Origin of the sequence: Streptomyces sp. NPDC087263 (assembly GCF_044744645.1) — a bacterium.
In the GTDB taxonomy this organism is placed as follows: domain Bacteria; phylum Actinomycetota; class Actinomycetes; order Streptomycetales; family Streptomycetaceae; genus Streptomyces.
In genome coordinates, this window is the sequence record NZ_JBIUYT010000008.1 from 143,233 (window position 1) to 158,906 (window position 15,674).

Genomic DNA, 15,674 nt, shown 5'->3' on the forward strand with positions numbered 1-15,674 from the left:
ATGTCAATGACCTCACGTGTGGCGAGGTCGGTAGGGTTGGAGGGGTGCCCCAGATCCCCGAGAAGATCCACGAGCTGACCGTCGGCCAGCTCTCGGCGCGCAGTGGCGCCGCCGTCTCCGCCCTGCACTTCTACGAGTCCAAGGGCCTCATCAACAGCCGCCGCACCACCGGCAACCAACGCCGCTATCACCGGGACGCGCTGCGCCGCGTCGCCTTCGTGCGCGCCGCGCAACGCGTCGGCATCCCGCTTGCCACCATCCGTGAGGCGCTCGCCGAACTCCCCGAGGAGCGCACCCCGACGAAGGAGGACTGGGCCCGCCTCTCGGAGGCCTGGCGCTCCGAACTCGAGGAGCGCATCAAGCAGTTGGGCCGCCTGCGGGACCATCTGACGGACTGCATCAGCTGCGGCTGCCTGTCTCTGGAGACCTGTGTGCTCTCCAACCCGGACGACGTCTTCGGCGACCGACTGACAGGATCCCGCCTCATGGCGGAACGCGCCCGCCCGGCCGAGGGACCGGACAAGCGGGCCGACGCTCAGCGAAAGGAGCGGGAGGAGTGCGGCTGAGCCGCACTCCGAGCCCCGTATGTCGCAGATGCCCTTCCCGGCTCTACGACGTGCGCCGTTCCCGCCCGTACTGGTGCTGGTGCTGGTGCTGGACGAGTCCTTCCGCCACCAACTGGCCGTTGGATATGGCCCGTTCGCCGTCCGGCAGCAGCAATGTGTCCTCCAGGCCGATCCGGGTGGCGAGGCCCAGCCTCCCCGCGAGGCGCAGCACCGGCCAGGTGCCGCCCTCCATGCCGTGCAGCAGGATGGGGCGGCCGTGGGCCGTGCCCAGGTCGGACAGCAGGGCGTGGGCGGACTCCTCCGCCGTGTCGGCGGAGGTGTCCAGCACCTCGGCCAGTACGCGCAGCACCTGTGGACCCAGCGGCGACGCCGCGAACCGCTCCGCGCCGTCCGTGCCGGACCAGATGCCCGCCTCCACGCCGATTCCGCGGTCGAGGAGCGCCGCCGCCACCTCCTCGGCGCCCGGCTCATGCCAGTTGACCGAGGCGTGGTCGGGCAGCACCGTCCAGGAACGCACGCGCTCCACGCGGGCCGCGGGATCCGGCTCGGCCCACGCGCCGGTGGTCACGCCGACCGGGACGCCCACCCGTGCCCGTATCGCTTCGAGCGTCGGCGTAAGGGCCCTCGGTGACAACGTGTCGTGCCCACAGGGCGACTTGGGATGGACATGGATGTCCGATGCGCCGGCCGCGACAGCCTCCGCCGCGGACGCGGCCATCGAGCCGGGCGACAGCGGCACGACGGCACCGTCACCGGCGCCCCGGGTTCCGTTCACACAGACCTGCACCATGCCTCGATAGTGCCAGCCGGCACTGACAACACCGCTTCGCGCGCCGCGCCCGCCGGGAACGCGACATCGTGCGGAGGGACGCGGCATCGTGCGGCTGGGCGCCCAGCCGCAGCCGCTCCGCAGCGAACGGATCACCCTGCAGCCGTCCACCCTGCGGCGGACGGCTCACCGGCAGGCAACCCGCGTCGGACTGCTCACCCGCGGGAAATCCGCAGCGAACGGCTCACCCGCAGCCGCTCCTCGGCGAACGGCTCTCACGCAGCCGCTTCACGGCGAACAGCTCACACGCAGCCCTTCACGCCGAACAGCTCACCCGCAAGCAACCCGCGACGAACAGCTCACACGCAGCCCTTCACGCCGAACAGCTCACCCGCAAGCAACCCGCGCCGAACAGCTCACCCGCAGTTCCCGCACCCAGAGGTGCCCGCACGCACCCGGGATGCACGCACGCACCCAGCGGCGCACTCAGGAACCCAGTCGCGTACTCACGCCGATATAAGAAGCCGCCGCCCGCGCCTGGCCTCCGCCAGCGCCTCCGGGGTGAGAACAGGTCGCGGAACCACGATTCCGCAACGCGTGCAGACAGGACCGGACGAGGGTTCGTGAGCCAGGTCGTACTTCCAGTCGAGGCGCTCGCCCACGCACACCGGGCACACCGCGCCCGGTTCGCGCTCCAAGGCGGTGATCAGCCGGCGCAGCACCTCGGCCAGCGATTCATGAGGGTGGATCCGTGGGTCGTCGCACCAGGCGACCCCGAAGCCGCCCCAGGTCAGCCGGTGCCAGTCGTCGACGGTGCCCGGCCTGCGCAACCCGTCGTGCTTCTCCTTCTTGCGCCGTTCCGCGAACCCGACCTCGTAGGCGAGCCATACGGAACGGGCTTCCTCCAGCTCGTCCAGTGCGGCCACGAGCCGCGCCGGATCGGGGGAGCGGTCCTCGGGGCCGAACCCGGCCCGCGAGGACAGATGGTCCCAGGTCGCCCGATGTCCGTAAGGGGCGAACCTTTCAAGGCACTTGCGCAGTGAGTAGCGCCGCAGTGCCAGATCACTCCTCGGATCTCGCACCTGTCTCGCCAGACTCCGGAAACCGGCCATCGCCCTGCACCTCCGTCACACCTGCACCTGTACTTCGGTCACTTCGGCGTTGTCGCGCGGACTTCGCCGAATAGACGTATCGACAAGCGATTCGGCTCCATCCGATTTCCGATGACCTTCAGGAGGTCATCTGCCGAACCCCTTATGACCTACCTCCGAACGCTGTGAGCTGCCTGTTGTCCGCCCATCAGTTGCCTCGGCGGGGCAGCGCCGTGGCGCCGTCGCTCCCTGGGGAGTACCCGATCCCAAAAAGTGACGCATGTTCATCTTCAAACACGGGGATACCGGCGGTAACGTCCGGCCCACCCCCCATCGCGAGGAGCTGTCATGCCACGGCGCACCGCACGCACCATCCTGGACAGACTGAGAACTCCCCGCAGATTGCCCAAGTTCCTGAAGGCGACATCCGTATGCCTTCTCATTGCCGGCCTTTTGTCTCCCCTTACCCAAGCGTCGGCCGCGGGTACGGCGGTCACGGCGGCTGCGGCAAACGACTACTGCGGCAATCAGTGTTCCGACATCATGCCGCCCGGTGAGAACGGCAACGCCACCCTCGCTCAGGTCCTGCTCAACCAGGTCCTCGGTATCCAGCCGGCCCACGCCGAGGACCAGCTCGGCCCCTACGCGAACCTGGCCTCGGGCTACACCGGACTCACCGACACCAAGATCAACGACTTCTTCAACGACGCCTCGTTCGGTGTCGCCGCCGACCAGGTCGAGTCGACGACGAACCCCGGCGGGCGCACCGACGTCACGATCGTCCGTGACAAGAAGACCGGCGTTCCGCACATCACCGGCACCACCCGCTACGGCACCGAGTACGGCGCCGGATACGCCGCCGCGCAGGACCGGCTGTGGCTGATGGACGTCTTCCGGCACGTCGGACGCGGCACGCTGACCCCCTTCGCGGGCGGTGACCCCTCCAACCAGGGCCTTGAGCAGCAGTTCTGGCGTACAGCGCCCTACACCGAGGCCGAACTGCAGGCTCAGATCGACAGCGTCACCACCAACAACGGCGCCCGTGGCCAGCAGGCGCTCGCCGACGTCAACGCCTACCTCGCCGGCGTCAACGCCTACATAGACGCCTCCGACAGCGGCCGCTACTTCCCCGGCGAGTACGTCCTGACCGGACACAAGGACTCCATCACCAACGCCGGGACCATCGACCACTTCAAGCTCACCGACCTGGTCGCGCTGGCCTCCGTCATCGGCTCGCTGTTCGGCTCCGGAGGCGGCGGCGAGGTCAACAACGCCGTCTCCCTGCTCGCCGCCCAGTCCCAGTACGGCGTGGTGGAGGGCACCAAGATCTGGGAGTCCTTCCGTGAGCGCAACGACCCCGAGGCCGCCCTCACCCTCCACGACGGCCAGAGCTTCCCGTACGCGGCCAAGCCCGCCGTCGCGCAGGGTCAGGCACTGCCCGACGCCGGTACGTTGACCGAGGAGCCGCTGGTCTTCGACCGCACCGGCAGCGCGGCCAGCGCGACCGCGAGCAGCACCTCGGCCACGGCGGCCGCCACCGCCCTCTCCTCGGCCAAGAAGGGCATGTCCAACGCCCTGGTGGTGAGCGGCGATCACACGGCGAGCGGCCACCCGATCGCCGTCTTCGGTCCCCAGACCGGCTACTTCGCGCCACAGCTCCTGATGCTCCAGGAGATCCAGGGCCCGGGGCTCAGCGCCCGTGGCGCCTCGTTCGCGGGTCTGAGCTTCTACGTCGAACTCGGGCGCGGCCAGGACTACTCCTGGAGTGCCACGACCTCCGGCCAGGACATCATCGACACGTACGCCGTCGAGCTGTGCCAGGACGACTACCACTACCTCTACCACGGCACCTGCACGGCCATGGACAAGGTCGAGCACACCAACGCGTGGGTACCGACCACCGCCGACCCCACCGCCGCGGGCTCGTACCGCATGCAGGTCTACCGCACCAAGTACGGTCCGGTGACCCATCGGGCGACGGTCGGCGGCAAAAAGGTCGCGTACACCACCCTGCGCTCCTCCTACATGCACGAGGCCGACTCGATCATCGGCTTCCAGATGTTCAACGACCCGGACTACGTCAAGAGCCCGGAGACCTTCCAGTCCGCGGCACAGCACATCAACTACACCTTCAACTGGTTCTACGCGGACTCGACCCACACCGCGTACTACAACAGCGGCAACAACCCGGTGCGCGCCGCCGGCGTAGACGCCGAGTTCCCGGTGTGGGCGCAGACCGCGTACGAGTGGCAGGGCTGGAACGGGGCGACGAACACCGCCACCTACACCCCGGCGTCGGCGCATCCCAACGACATCGACCAGGACTACTACGTCTCCTGGAACAACAAGGTGGCCGCGGACTACGCGACAGCCCCCTGGGGCAACGGCTCCGTCCATCGAGGCAACCTCATCGACGACCGCGTGAAGAAACTCGTGACCGCGGGAGGCGTGACCAGATCCGCGCTCGTGAAGGCGATGGCGGACGCCTCGCTCGCGGATCTACGGGCGGAGGACGTGCTCCCGGACCTGCTGAAGGTCATCAACAGCCAGCCGGTCACCGACACCGCGGCCGCGGCGGCCGTCAGCCAGCTCTCCACCTGGGTGACAGCGGGGTCGAAACGCACGGAGACCGCGTTCAATTCGAAGACCTACGCCAATGCCGACGCCATCCGCATCCTGGACGCGTGGTGGCCACTGCTGGTGGAGGCCGAGTTCAAACCGGGCCTCGGCACCGGTCTGTACACCGCCATCACCAACAACCTTCCCATCGACGAGGCGCCCTCGGCCGGACACGGCCCGACCGGCTCGCACGCGGGAAGCTCCTTCCAGTACGGATGGTGGAGCTACGTCGACAAGGACATCCGAGCGGTGCTCGGTGAGTCGGTGCAGGGCGGTCTGGCGCAGAAGTACTGCGGCGGCGGCACCCTCACCGGCTGCCGGGACGTCCTGATCAACACCCTCAAGACGGCGGCCGGCAAGACCGCGGCTCAGGTCTACCCGGGCGACGCCAGTTGCGCCGCGGGCAACCAGTGGTGCGCCGACTCGGTCATCCACCGTCCGCTCGGCGGCATCAAGCACTACAGCATCAGCTGGCAGAACCGTCCGACCTTCCAGCAGGTGGTGGAGTACACCTCGCACCGGTGACGGTGCGATACCGGTACGGCTAGCGGTAGCGCTACCGCTACCCGTACCTACGGCTGTTGGCCAACGAGTGTTCCCCCACGCTCGTTGGCCAACGGTCATTGGCCAACAGTCGTTGACGAGTGGTTCCTTGATCAGCCGATCCTTGACCAGCGGCTCGTTTGTCAACAGTCGTTTGCTAACAGTCGTTTGCCAATAATCGGTGGCCAACAGTCGGTGGCCAACAGTCGTTGACCCCCAGGCGCTGCACACCTCACCGATACACCAGGTACTCCTTGCGTACGCGTCGGAACGCCGCCAGCTCGTCCTGCCAGGCGGCCACGACCTCGTCGGCCGACGCCCCCGCGTCGATCATCGTGCGGACGCTCGTGGACCCGGTCAGCTTGTCGATCCAGTTGTCGGCGCGCCAAGTGAAGCCGCTCCAGACCTTCTTGGCGGTCACCAGGAGCGCGACACCGGTGCGCACGGGGTCGTACGCGCCCCGGTCGTGCACGTGGACCTGCACCCCGCCGATGGTCCGGCCCTGGAACTTGGAGAAGGTGGGCGCGAAGTACGCCTCCCTGAAGTGCACGCCGTCCAGCCCGAGTTGTCCGACCGCCTCGGCCCAGCTCCGGTCGATGCCCTCCGCGCCGAGCAGCTCGAACGGGCGGGTCGTGCCCCGCCCCTCCGACAGGTTCGTCCCCTCGAAGAGGCAGGTACCCGAGTACACCAGCGCGGTGTCGGCCGTCGGCATGTTGGGGCTGGGCGGCACCCAGGGGAGACCCGAGGCGTCATAGAAATCCGAGCGCCGCCACCCCGACATCAGTACGGTCTCCAGCGGCACCGGCGTCGCCAGGAACTCCCCGTTGAACAGCCGTGCCAGCTCCGCGACCGTCATCCCGTGCGCCTGCGCGATGGGTTCTCGTCCGACGAAGGTCGCGAACTCCTTGTGCAGGACGGGACCTTGGGCCGCCCGGCCGGTCACCGGGTTCGGCCGGTCGAGCACCACGAAGCGCTTGCCCGCCAGCCGGGCCGCGTCCATGCAGTCGTACAGCGTCCAGATGTACGTGTAGAAACGCGCGCCCACGTCCTGGATGTCGAAGACGATCGTGTCCACGCCGGAAGCGGTGAAGATGTCGGCGAGCGGCTGACCGCTCTTCAGATACGTGTCGTAGACGGGCAGCCCGGTCGCCGGGTCGTCGTAACGGCCCTCCGAGCCGCCCGCCTGCGCGGTGCCGCGGAAGCCGTGCTCGGGGCCGAAGACGGCGATCAGGTTCACCCGGTCGTCGGCGTGCATGACGTCGACGATGTGGCGCACGTCGCGGGTGATGCCGGTGGGGTTGGTGACGACGCCGACGCGCTGTCCGTCGAGGGGGGCGTAGCCGCCCGCGGCCAGGCGTTCGAAGCCGGTACGCAGCTGTCTCTCTCCCGCTGCGGCAGCCGGAGGGGCGGTCAGGCCCACCGCGCCCGTGCCGGCGGCGAGCAGGGTTCGTCGGGACAGGCGCATGATGGGGGACCTCCGTGATCGCGGAAGGTTGGCACAGGCACGCTAAGCGCTTCCGCCGGAAGTTCGTAGCCCGCAGGCAGCCCTGGCTGGTCGCGTCCGCGCGGCGGAGCCGCAGACGTCACGGCCCGCGCCCCGAAGCGGCCCTTTCCTCACGACATACCGACTGGTTAGTCTGGTGCGGAGACAGACCGATTCTCGTCGCCTCGAAGGAGACCGATGGTGGAAGCCGTGCAGGATGCCGGAGTGATCGTCACTGGAGCGGGGGGCGGAATCGGAGCCGCGCTGGCCCGCCGCTTCGCCGCCGCGGGGGCCAGGGTCGTCGTCAACGACCTGGACGCCGCCAAGGCGAAGACAGTGGCCGACGAGATCGGCGGCATCGCGGTGCCGGGCGACGCGTCCGCGATCGTGGCGGAGGCCAGGGACGCCCTCGGCGGCACGGTCGATGTGTACTGCGCCAACGCGGGCGTCGGCTCGGGCGGGACGGAGGCGGCCGCCGAACAGGTCTGGGCGCTCGCCTGGGACGTCAACGTCATGGCGCACGTACGCGCGGCCCACGAGCTGCTCCCGGCCTGGCTGGAGCGCGGCAGCGGCCGTTTCGTCTCCACGGTCTCGGCGGCCGGACTGCTCACCATGATCGGCGCCGCGCCGTACGCCGTCACCAAGCACGGTGCGTACGCCTTCGCCGAGTGGCTGTCGCTGACGTACCGCCACCGCGGTCTGAAGGTCCACGCGATCTGTCCGCAGGGCGTGCGCACGGACATGCTCGCCGCCACCGGCAGCGCGGGCGCCCTGGTGCTCCAGCCCAGCGCCATCGAGCCCGAGGACGTCGCCGACGCACTCTTCGCCGGGATGGAGGAGGACCGCTTCCTGATCCTGCCGCACCCCGAGGTCGCCGAGTACTACCAGGTGCGGGCCGCGAACCCCGACCGCTGGCTGACGAACATGAACCACATCCAGCAGAAGTGGGAGGCCGGTCAGTGACCGACGCCCGGCTGTACGTGGTCAGCGGTCGGCCGGGCGTGGTCGACCGCGGGGACGGGCGCCCGGCCGCTCACGGTTTTCCGCGGCGGGTGGAGATCCTGCCCGACCCGCCGAAGACGGCGAGTGGCAAGATCCTGCATCGGGAGCTGCGTTCCCGATCGCACAAGAGCCCGTAGGACAGCCACAACATCAAGGAAGGCAGGTGGCGGCAGTGCCCAGAACGACGGACGGTGACAGTACGCCCGTGCCGCAGCGGCTGCTGGCCGCCGCCACCAGGCTCTTCGCCGAGCAGGGCTACGACCGGACCTCCGTGCAGGAGATCGTCGAGGCGGCGGGCGTCACCAAGGGGGCGCTCTACCACTACTTCGGCTCCAAGGACGACCTCCTGCACGAGGTCTACGCGCGCGTGCTGCGCCTTCAGCAGGAGCGACTGGACGCCTTTGCGGGCGCCGACGCGCCCGTCGAGGAGCGGCTGCGGGGCGCTGCGGCCGACGTGGTCGTCACGACCATCGACAACCTCGACGACGCGTCGATCTTCTTCCGCTCCATGCACCACCTCAGCCCGGAGAAGCACAAGCAGGTACGCGCCGAGCGCCGCCGGTACCACGAGCGCTTCCGCGCGCTCGTCGAGGAGGGCCAGAAGAAGGGCGTCTTCTCCACGGCCACCCCCGCCGACCTCGTCGTCGACTACCACTTCGGTTCCGTGCACCACCTGTCTACGTGGTACCGGCCCGACGGCCCGCTCACCCCGCAGCAGGTCGCCGACCAGTTGGCCGACCTGCTGCTGCGCGCGCTGCGGCCCTGAGGCGCCCTGAGGCCCCGCGGGGTCACGGATCCACGGCCGGCCCGAGTCCCGCGTCGCGGGCCCAGGCCACCGCCTCCGTGCGGTCCGCCACGCCCAGCTTCGCGAGCACGGCGGACATGTGGTTGCTGACCGTCTTCGGGGACAGCCCGAGCCGGGCCGCCACGGTCGCGTTGGGTGTCCCCGCGGCGATCAGCGTGAGGACGTCCCGTTCGCGCGGGGTGAGCGCCGGGCACGGGTCGGGCTGTGGCAGCGGACGGCTCAGCTGGCCGAGCACGCGCCGTGCCACGCCCGGCCCGAAGATCGCCTCTCCGGCGGCCACCGCTCTGATCGCCCGGACGATCTCGTCCTGCCCCGCGCCCTTGAGCACGTAGCCGCGGGCCCCGGCGCGCATCGCCGCGAACACCGAGTCGTCCTCCTCGACCATGGTGAGCATCAGCACCGCCACCGCGGGCGCCACCCGGCCGATCTCCCGCGTCGCCTCGATGCCGTTCATGTCCGGCATCCGGATGTCCATCACGACCACATGCGGGCGCAGCGTCACGGCGGCCCGCACCGCCTCCCGCCCACCGGAGGCGACCCCCACGACGGACACCCGCGGCGTCCCGTCCCGCACGGACTCCAACAACGCTGCCAGCCCCGTACGCACGACGGGGTGATCGTCAGCGAGCACGACCCTGAGCACACCCTCCGCCTCACCACCACCCCGGACGGGCCGCGAGTTGTCCTCCGTCCCGCCGCCGCGGCCCCGGACCGGCTGCGCGCTGTCCCTCGTCCTGCCGTCATCGCCCCGTCCGGGTTGTGGGTCGTCTTCCGTCTGGCCACGGTTGTTCTGGCCTGCCTGTAGGTCGTCTTCCGTCTGGCCACCGCCGTTCTGCCCGGGCTGCGGGCCTCCCTCCGTCTCACCACCGCCGTCCCGGACCGGCTGCGCGCCGCCTTCCGTCTCGCCACCCCTCGCTCGCACCGGCTGCGGGCCGTCCTCGCGTGTGGGCCCCGCGCGCTCCGACTCCGATTCCGACTCCATGCCCCGCCTCCGCAACTCTTCAGGCTCTCCCGGGCTTCCCGGGCCGCCGTGCCGTTCGTGCCCCGTCACGGCGGGTCCCCGAGCGGCAGGGTCGCCACCACGCGGCCCCGGCCCGCCACGCAGCTGCCGCCGAGCTCCGCGGCGCGCTCCTGCATCGACGTGATGCCCACGCCGGGGCGCCACGCGGTCTCCTCGTCGACGGGGGAGCCGTCGTCGCACACCTCCAGGCGCAGCCCGTCGCCGATCTCGATGCGAAGGTCGACGCAGGAGGCCCGGGCGTGCCGGGCCGCGTTGGTGAGCGCCTCGGTCGCGATGCGGTAGGCCGCGACCTCCACGGCGGCGGGCAGCGGCGGCAGCAGCTCAGGAGCCTGCATCCGTACGACGACGGGTGTGCCGTCCGCTCTCCAGGACAGCCGTGCCGAGCGTTCGCGCAGGGCGCCGAGGAGCCCCAGCTGGTCGAGGTCCGGCGGCCGCAGCCCGTCCACCAGGCGACGGATCTCCCCGACCGCCCCGCCGATCTCGGCCCGCAGCTCGACGAGCAGTCCTGCCGCCCGCTCCGGATCGAAGGCGAGCAGATTGCGTACGGCGTCGGCCTGGAAGGCGGCCCCGGCGAGCGTAGGTCCGAGCCCGTCGTGCAGATCCCGGCGGATCCGGCGGCGCTCCTCCTCCCGCGCGGCCACGATCCGCTCCCGGGAGAGCTGGAGCTGGCGGGAGAGGTCGGTGGCGTGCAGGGCGGCGGCCAGCGGCACCGCGAGCAGTTCGAGCACCGCCAGATCGGCCGGTGCGGGCTGCTGCTCGCCGGGGCGCAGCCCGATCACCAGCTCACCGACCGCGCGGCCGTCGTACTCCAACGGCACGGCATGCGTGAGTTTCCCCGGTGTTCCCCAACTGCCACCCGCCACGCCGGACTTCGCGGCCAGCCGCACATACGGCAGACGCAGCCCCTCACCCACCGCCTCGGGCACTGCACCGACACCACCCCCGGCGAGCCGCTCACCGATCCGGGAGACCGCCCGGACGGGGTCGTGCCGGTCCCCGTAGAGGGCTCGGTCCACTGTGCGCTGCAATCGGCGCCGGGCCGGTTCGAAGGTGACGGCGAGGACGACGGTGATGAAGGCGGGCCCCAGCAGCCCGGGTTGGGGGTCGATGAGCGTCTGGAAGAAGGTGACGAGGCCGACATAGGCGGCGACCACTCCGACGGTGAGCGCCCCGTACAGCAGGCCCCTGGAGACGACGAGCCGAATGTCGAGCAGTTCGTGGCGGATCACGGCGATCACGATGGCGACCGGCAGCAACAGGGTGCCGTACGACGTGTAGACGGGAGGGAAGCCGAAGGCCTGCAGCATGACGCTCAGCACCAGCGGCAGTACCCCGGCGAACAGCCACAGCAGCTGACGGCGGTCCTGTTCACCGCCGCGCCGGTATCGCAGCCACATGACGGCGATGATGGTGGCCAGCACGAGACAGGCCTTGGCTGTCACCACACGCTCGATGACGGACAACCAGCCGGGTGGCACCGGGAGGTACGAGGGCTGGGCCGCGGTCCCTTGGAACAGCCCCCAGTCGTATCGGGCCCAGACCGCGAAGTCCATTGGCGATGTCACCAGTTGGACGACCAGCGCCCACCGCCAGCGGTGGCCGGGCAGCCGTCCGTCGGGAAACAGGAAGAACACGAACACGAACGCGGTCGAACTCGCGACGATCCAGGTGTGACGGCCGATCGTGGTGAGCGCGTGCAGCGCCTCCGGTGACCAGCCCGCGCGCAGTCCCACGACCGCGAGGCCGATGGACAGCCCGGTGAACGCGTGGCCCAGCCCGTAGACGATCAGCAGCCATCCGATGGGGTTGCGCGGGCGGTGCAGCGCGATCACCGTGCCGCAGACGGGATAGGCGAGACCGTTCGCCATGTCGATGACCATGTCGTAGCGGACCAGGTCCGCCACGGAAACCCCGGCGACCGCCAACGCCCCCGCCCCCACGGCCACTTGCGTCAGCGCCAGGACCAGCAGGACATACGCGATGACCGTGCGCCGCCGGGTCCGCCCGTACTGGTCGTCCATGTGAGCCATCGTCCTGGTCGGCCGCCCGGGTGTCATGGGAACGGTTCCCGGTCCACCCGGGAGAACTCCCGGCGACCGCCCGGCCGCACCCTCTCAACTCCCGGGCCCCCGTGGCCCGATGCTCGTTGCAGCGGGCCGGTGGAAGAGCCGCCGGCCCGGCTGACGGGGGAGAACAGTGATGCTTTCAGTGAACCGGCGTCTGACGGGCCTCGCGGTGGGCTCGGCACTCGCGCTCGGCGGCACGGCGGCGGTGCCCGCCGCCACGGCCGCTCCCGCAGGGCCGCCGACGGCGTGCGGACACCAGCTCAGCAACAGTTACATCTACGAGCGTTGGAGCGATCTGGGCGGTGTGAACGGCATGCTCGGCTGCCCGCGGAGCGAGGTGCTGATCGTCAAGTCGACGAACGGGACGAAGCTCGGCAAGCGCCAGTACTTCGACAGCGGGAACGTGACCCTGTCGCCCCGCCAGGGCCCGGAGATGGTGGTCGCCGCCTGGGAGCGCAACGGCTACGCGTACTTCAACTGGGGCCCCACGGACCCGTACCACTACGGCGTCTTCCTGGTCCGCTACACCAGCGCCGCCGACGCGGGCGGCACGCAGGTCACCCTGCGCGGCGGCACCTCCGGCGGAATGTGGGTCCGCAAGCACACCACCGGGACCTACAGCTTCAAGGTCGAGGGCTGCGACAAGGGCACGTTCGGCCTGAAGTGCCGACAGGGCTGGACGCTCAGCGCGACCACCCGAAACTGACCAACACCGCTCGGGGGACAGGGCCGGTGAGGGCACACGCGCCCTCACCGGCCCTCCCGTCATGCACCTTCACCGGCCCCGGTGCCGTGATCGCCCTTCACCGGCCTCGCCCGCCTCACAGGTGCTTCTTGATCTCCTGCCGCGCCAGCGACCGCTGGTGCACCTCGTCGGGACCGTCGGCGAGCTGCAACGTCCGCGCGCTCGCCCACAGTTCGGCCAGCGGGAAGTCCTGGCTCACGCCACCCGCGCCGTGCAGCTGGACCGCCTTGTCGAGAATGTCGACGACCGTACGGGGAGTGGCGATCTTGATGGCCTGGATCTCGGTGTGGGCGCCCTTGTTGCCGACCGTGTCCATCATCCAGGCGGTCTTCAGGACCAGCAGGCGCAGCTGCTCGACGGCCACCCGGGCGTCGGCGATCCAGTTCTGGACCACGCCCTGCTGGGCCAGCGGCTTGCCGAAGGCCGTACGGGACACGGCCCGGCGGCACATCAGCTCGATCGCCCGCTCGGCCATCCCGATCAGCCGCATGCAGTGGTGGATCCGACCGGGGCCGAGCCGCGCCTGCGCGATGGCGAAGCCGCTTCCCTCCTCGCCTACCAAGTTGCCCACGGGGACCCGGACTTGATGGAAGGAGACCTCTGCGTGCCCGCCGTGGGAGTGGTCCTCGTAGCCGTACACCTGCATGGCGCGCCGGATCTCGACACCGGGAGTGTCGCGCGGCACGAGCACCATGGACTGCTGACGGCGGAGGTCGGACCCCTCCGGGTCCGTCTTGCCCATCACGATGAAGATCTTGCAGTCCGGATTCATGGCCCCGGAGATGTACCACTTGCGGCCCGTGATGACGTACTCGGCGGAGCCGTCGGAGGACCGCTCGATGCGGGTGGTGATGTTCGTGGCGTCGGACGAGGCCACCTCGGGCTCGGTCATCGCGAACGCCGAACGGATCTCACCGGCGAGCAGCGGCTCCAGCCACTGTTTCCTCTGCTGCTCGTCGCCGAACTGCGTGAGCACCTCCATGTTGCCCGTGTCGGGCGCGGCGCAGTTCAGCGCGGTGGGCGCCAAGTGCGGGCTGCGGCCGGTGATTTCGGCGAGCGGCGCGTACTGGAGGTTGGTGAGTCCGGCACCGTACCGGGAGTCCGGCAGGAAGAGGTTCCACAGCCCCTGGCTGCGGGCCTCGGCCTTCAACTCCTCGACCACGGCCGGGGTGTCCCACGGCGACGCCAGCTGAGCGCGCTGCTCCTCCGCCACGGTCTCCGCCGGATAGACGTACTCGTCCATGAAGGCGAGCAGCTGATGGCGCAGCTCCTCGGTGCGCGCGTCGAATGCGAAGTCCATGGCGGATCAGCCTTCCTGAAGGGTGGTCAGGCCGTGCTCGATGAAGACGGGGGTCAGTTCGCCCATGCGGTCGAATCCCGCGCCGACCGTCTGGCCCTGCGTGTAGCGGTAGTGGATGCCCTCCAGGATCACGGCGAGCTTGAACCACGCGAACGCCGTGTACCAGGAGATGGCGGACACGTCGCGCCCCGAGCGCGCGGCGTATCGCTCGACGAGCTCGGCCGGATCCGGGTGCCCGAGGGCGGAAGCCGTCGTGCTGATGGGGGAGTCGCCCGTTTTGAGAGGGATGCTGTACATGACCAGCAGCCCCAGATCCGTCAGCGGATCGCCGAGCGTGGACATCTCCCAGTCCAGGATCGCGTTGATCCGGTCGTCGGCGCCGATCAGTACGTTGTCGAGCCGGTAGTCGCCGTGCACGACGGTCGGTGCGGGGGAGTCGGGGAGCGCGCGCCCCAGGGCCGCGTGCAGTTCGTCGATCCCGGCCAGCTCGCGGTTCCGGGACGCTTCCAACTGCTTGCCCCAGCGCCGCAGTTGGCGTTCGAGGAAACCCTCCGGACGCCCGAAGTCCGTGAGTCCCACCTCGGCCGGATCCACTGCGTGCAGCTCGACCAGCGTGTTCACCAGCCCGAGCACCGCGTCGCGGGTGCGCTGCGGTCCGAGCGGGGCGAGCTGCTCCGCGGTGCGGTACGGCGTGCCCTCCACGAACTCCATGACGTAGAACGGTGATCCCAGCACCGACTCGTCCTCGCACAGCAGCACAGGCCGCGGCACCGGGACCGCCGTCGGGTACAGCGCGCTGATCACCCGGTGCTCACGCTTCATGTCGTGCGCGGTGGCCAGCACGTGCCCGAGCGGAGGCCGCCGGACGACCCACTTCGCCCCGCCGTCCGTGACCGTGTACGTGAGGTTCGACCGTCCGCCTTCGATCAGCCGGCCGGTCAGCGGGCCGTTCACCAGCCCGGGCCGCTCGCGGTCGAGCAGGCCGCGCAGCCGGTCGAGGTCGAGACCTCGCGGATGGTCTGGGGACATCGTCGCTCCTACGCGCGGGGAAACAGGACATGACCATGATGCCGACCAGTCGGTATGTCGTCCAGCGCGGAAACAAAACGTGATCGGCGTCTCCCCCGCAACCAAGGAAACCAGGGAGCCAAGGGAGCCAAGGAAGCGGGGGAGCGGGGGAGCCAGGGAAACCAAGGAAGCGGGGGAGACGCTCAGTGGACCGGACGGTCCCAGTTACCGAACCGTCCTAGTGGTCGTCCCAGTGCCCCTGGTGCTCGGCGTGCCGGTGTCCGTCGTGCACGTAGTCGACGTGGTCGCCGTGCTCGACCGCCGGGTGCCCGCAGCCGTCGCCGTGCTGATGGCCGTGCTCGGCGTGCGCGGTGTGGCCGCTCGGCTCGCACTCGTCCCAGTGTCCGGAGTGCTCGCGGTGCAGATGCCCGTCGTGCGCGTAGTCGACGTGGTCGCCGTGCGGCACCGCGGTGTGACCGCAGGTGGGGCCATGGGCGTGCTCGTGTGCGGAGTGCTCCGCGTGGAGGGTGGTCATGGTGCTCGCCTTCGGAGGTGGTGGGGTGGGGGCCGTGGGGAACAACGGCTCAGGCTAGCGGCAAAAAGCCGCTCAAATCATCCCATTCCGGCTTGCGTGGCGCCTGCATACCTCGGAGGGT

Annotated in this window: 13 protein-coding genes; 5 read left to right on the forward strand and 8 right to left on the reverse strand. The window is 70.0% G+C overall.

The annotated features are described in order from the left end of the window. The first annotated feature begins 44 nt into the window (after positions 1–44). The gene (gene soxR / locus ACIPC1_RS25840; RefSeq protein ID WP_402520839.1) at positions 45–566 is read left to right on the forward strand and encodes a redox-sensitive transcriptional activator SoxR; all 522 of its coding nucleotides are present in this window, start codon (positions 45–47) and stop codon (positions 564–566) included. 43 nt (positions 567–609) lie between these two features. Here soxR and ACIPC1_RS25845 read toward each other — a convergent pair whose 3' ends face one another. After that, on the reverse strand, positions 610–1,356 hold the full coding sequence (locus tag ACIPC1_RS25845; RefSeq protein WP_402520841.1) for a 3-keto-5-aminohexanoate cleavage protein: 747 nt from the start codon (positions 1,354–1,356) through the stop codon (positions 610–612). A 485-nt stretch (positions 1,357–1,841) separates the two neighbouring features. Beyond that, on the reverse strand, positions 1,842–2,447 hold the full coding sequence (locus tag ACIPC1_RS25850; RefSeq protein ID WP_402520843.1) for a hypothetical protein: 606 nt from the start codon (positions 2,445–2,447) through the stop codon (positions 1,842–1,844). 327 nt (positions 2,448–2,774) lie between these two features. Between ACIPC1_RS25850 and ACIPC1_RS25855 the strand changes: the two genes are divergently transcribed. Next, the gene (locus tag ACIPC1_RS25855; protein WP_402520845.1) at positions 2,775–5,570 is read left to right on the forward strand and encodes a penicillin acylase family protein; all 2,796 of its coding nucleotides are present in this window, start codon (positions 2,775–2,777) and stop codon (positions 5,568–5,570) included. Positions 5,571–5,820: 250 nt separating this feature from the next. On the opposite strand, the gene ACIPC1_RS25860 is transcribed toward ACIPC1_RS25855, so the two are convergent. Continuing rightward, entirely contained in the window at positions 5,821–7,053 is a 1,233-nt protein-coding gene (locus ACIPC1_RS25860) for an exo-beta-N-acetylmuramidase NamZ domain-containing protein (RefSeq protein ID WP_402520847.1), read from the reverse strand. A gap of 216 nt (positions 7,054–7,269) precedes the next feature. On the opposite strand from ACIPC1_RS25860, the gene ACIPC1_RS25865 reads away from it, so the two are divergent. Then, positions 7,270–8,034 (forward strand): SDR family oxidoreductase, encoded by a 765-nt coding sequence (locus tag ACIPC1_RS25865; RefSeq protein WP_402520849.1) that lies wholly within the window; start codon positions 7,270–7,272, stop codon positions 8,032–8,034. Between the two features lie 211 nt (positions 8,035–8,245). After that, positions 8,246–8,839, forward strand: a complete 594-nt coding sequence (locus ACIPC1_RS25870) for a TetR/AcrR family transcriptional regulator (RefSeq protein WP_365434901.1) — start codon at positions 8,246–8,248, stop codon at positions 8,837–8,839. A gap of 22 nt (positions 8,840–8,861) precedes the next feature. Here ACIPC1_RS25870 and ACIPC1_RS25875 read toward each other — a convergent pair whose 3' ends face one another. Together ACIPC1_RS25875 and ACIPC1_RS25880 are read right to left on the reverse strand one after the other, a co-directional pair. Continuing rightward, on the reverse strand, positions 8,862–9,860 hold the full coding sequence (locus ACIPC1_RS25875) for a response regulator (RefSeq protein WP_402520851.1): 999 nt from the start codon (positions 9,858–9,860) through the stop codon (positions 8,862–8,864). A 65-nt stretch (positions 9,861–9,925) separates the two neighbouring features. Continuing rightward, the gene (locus ACIPC1_RS25880) at positions 9,926–11,920 is read right to left on the reverse strand and encodes a histidine kinase (RefSeq protein ID WP_402520853.1); all 1,995 of its coding nucleotides are present in this window, start codon (positions 11,918–11,920) and stop codon (positions 9,926–9,928) included. A gap of 178 nt (positions 11,921–12,098) precedes the next feature. Between ACIPC1_RS25880 and ACIPC1_RS25885 the strand changes: the two genes are divergently transcribed. Next, positions 12,099–12,671, forward strand: coding sequence for a hypothetical protein (locus ACIPC1_RS25885; protein WP_402520855.1), 573 nt, complete (start codon positions 12,099–12,101; stop codon positions 12,669–12,671). 115 nt (positions 12,672–12,786) lie between these two features. On the opposite strand, the gene ACIPC1_RS25890 is transcribed toward ACIPC1_RS25885, so the two are convergent. The 3 genes from ACIPC1_RS25890 to ACIPC1_RS25900 form a co-directional block, all read right to left on the reverse strand. Further along, entirely contained in the window at positions 12,787–14,010 is a 1,224-nt protein-coding gene (locus ACIPC1_RS25890; RefSeq protein ID WP_402520857.1) for an acyl-CoA dehydrogenase family protein, read from the reverse strand. A gap of 6 nt (positions 14,011–14,016) precedes the next feature. Continuing rightward, positions 14,017–15,039 carry a phosphotransferase family protein gene (locus tag ACIPC1_RS25895; protein WP_402520859.1) on the reverse strand — a complete coding sequence of 341 codons (1,023 nt, stop codon included), beginning with the start codon at positions 15,037–15,039 and terminating at the stop codon, positions 14,017–14,019. 217 nt (positions 15,040–15,256) lie between these two features. Next, the gene (locus ACIPC1_RS25900; protein WP_384387355.1) at positions 15,257–15,553 is read right to left on the reverse strand and encodes a hypothetical protein; all 297 of its coding nucleotides are present in this window, start codon (positions 15,551–15,553) and stop codon (positions 15,257–15,259) included. Positions 15,554–15,674: the final 121 nt, after the last annotated feature.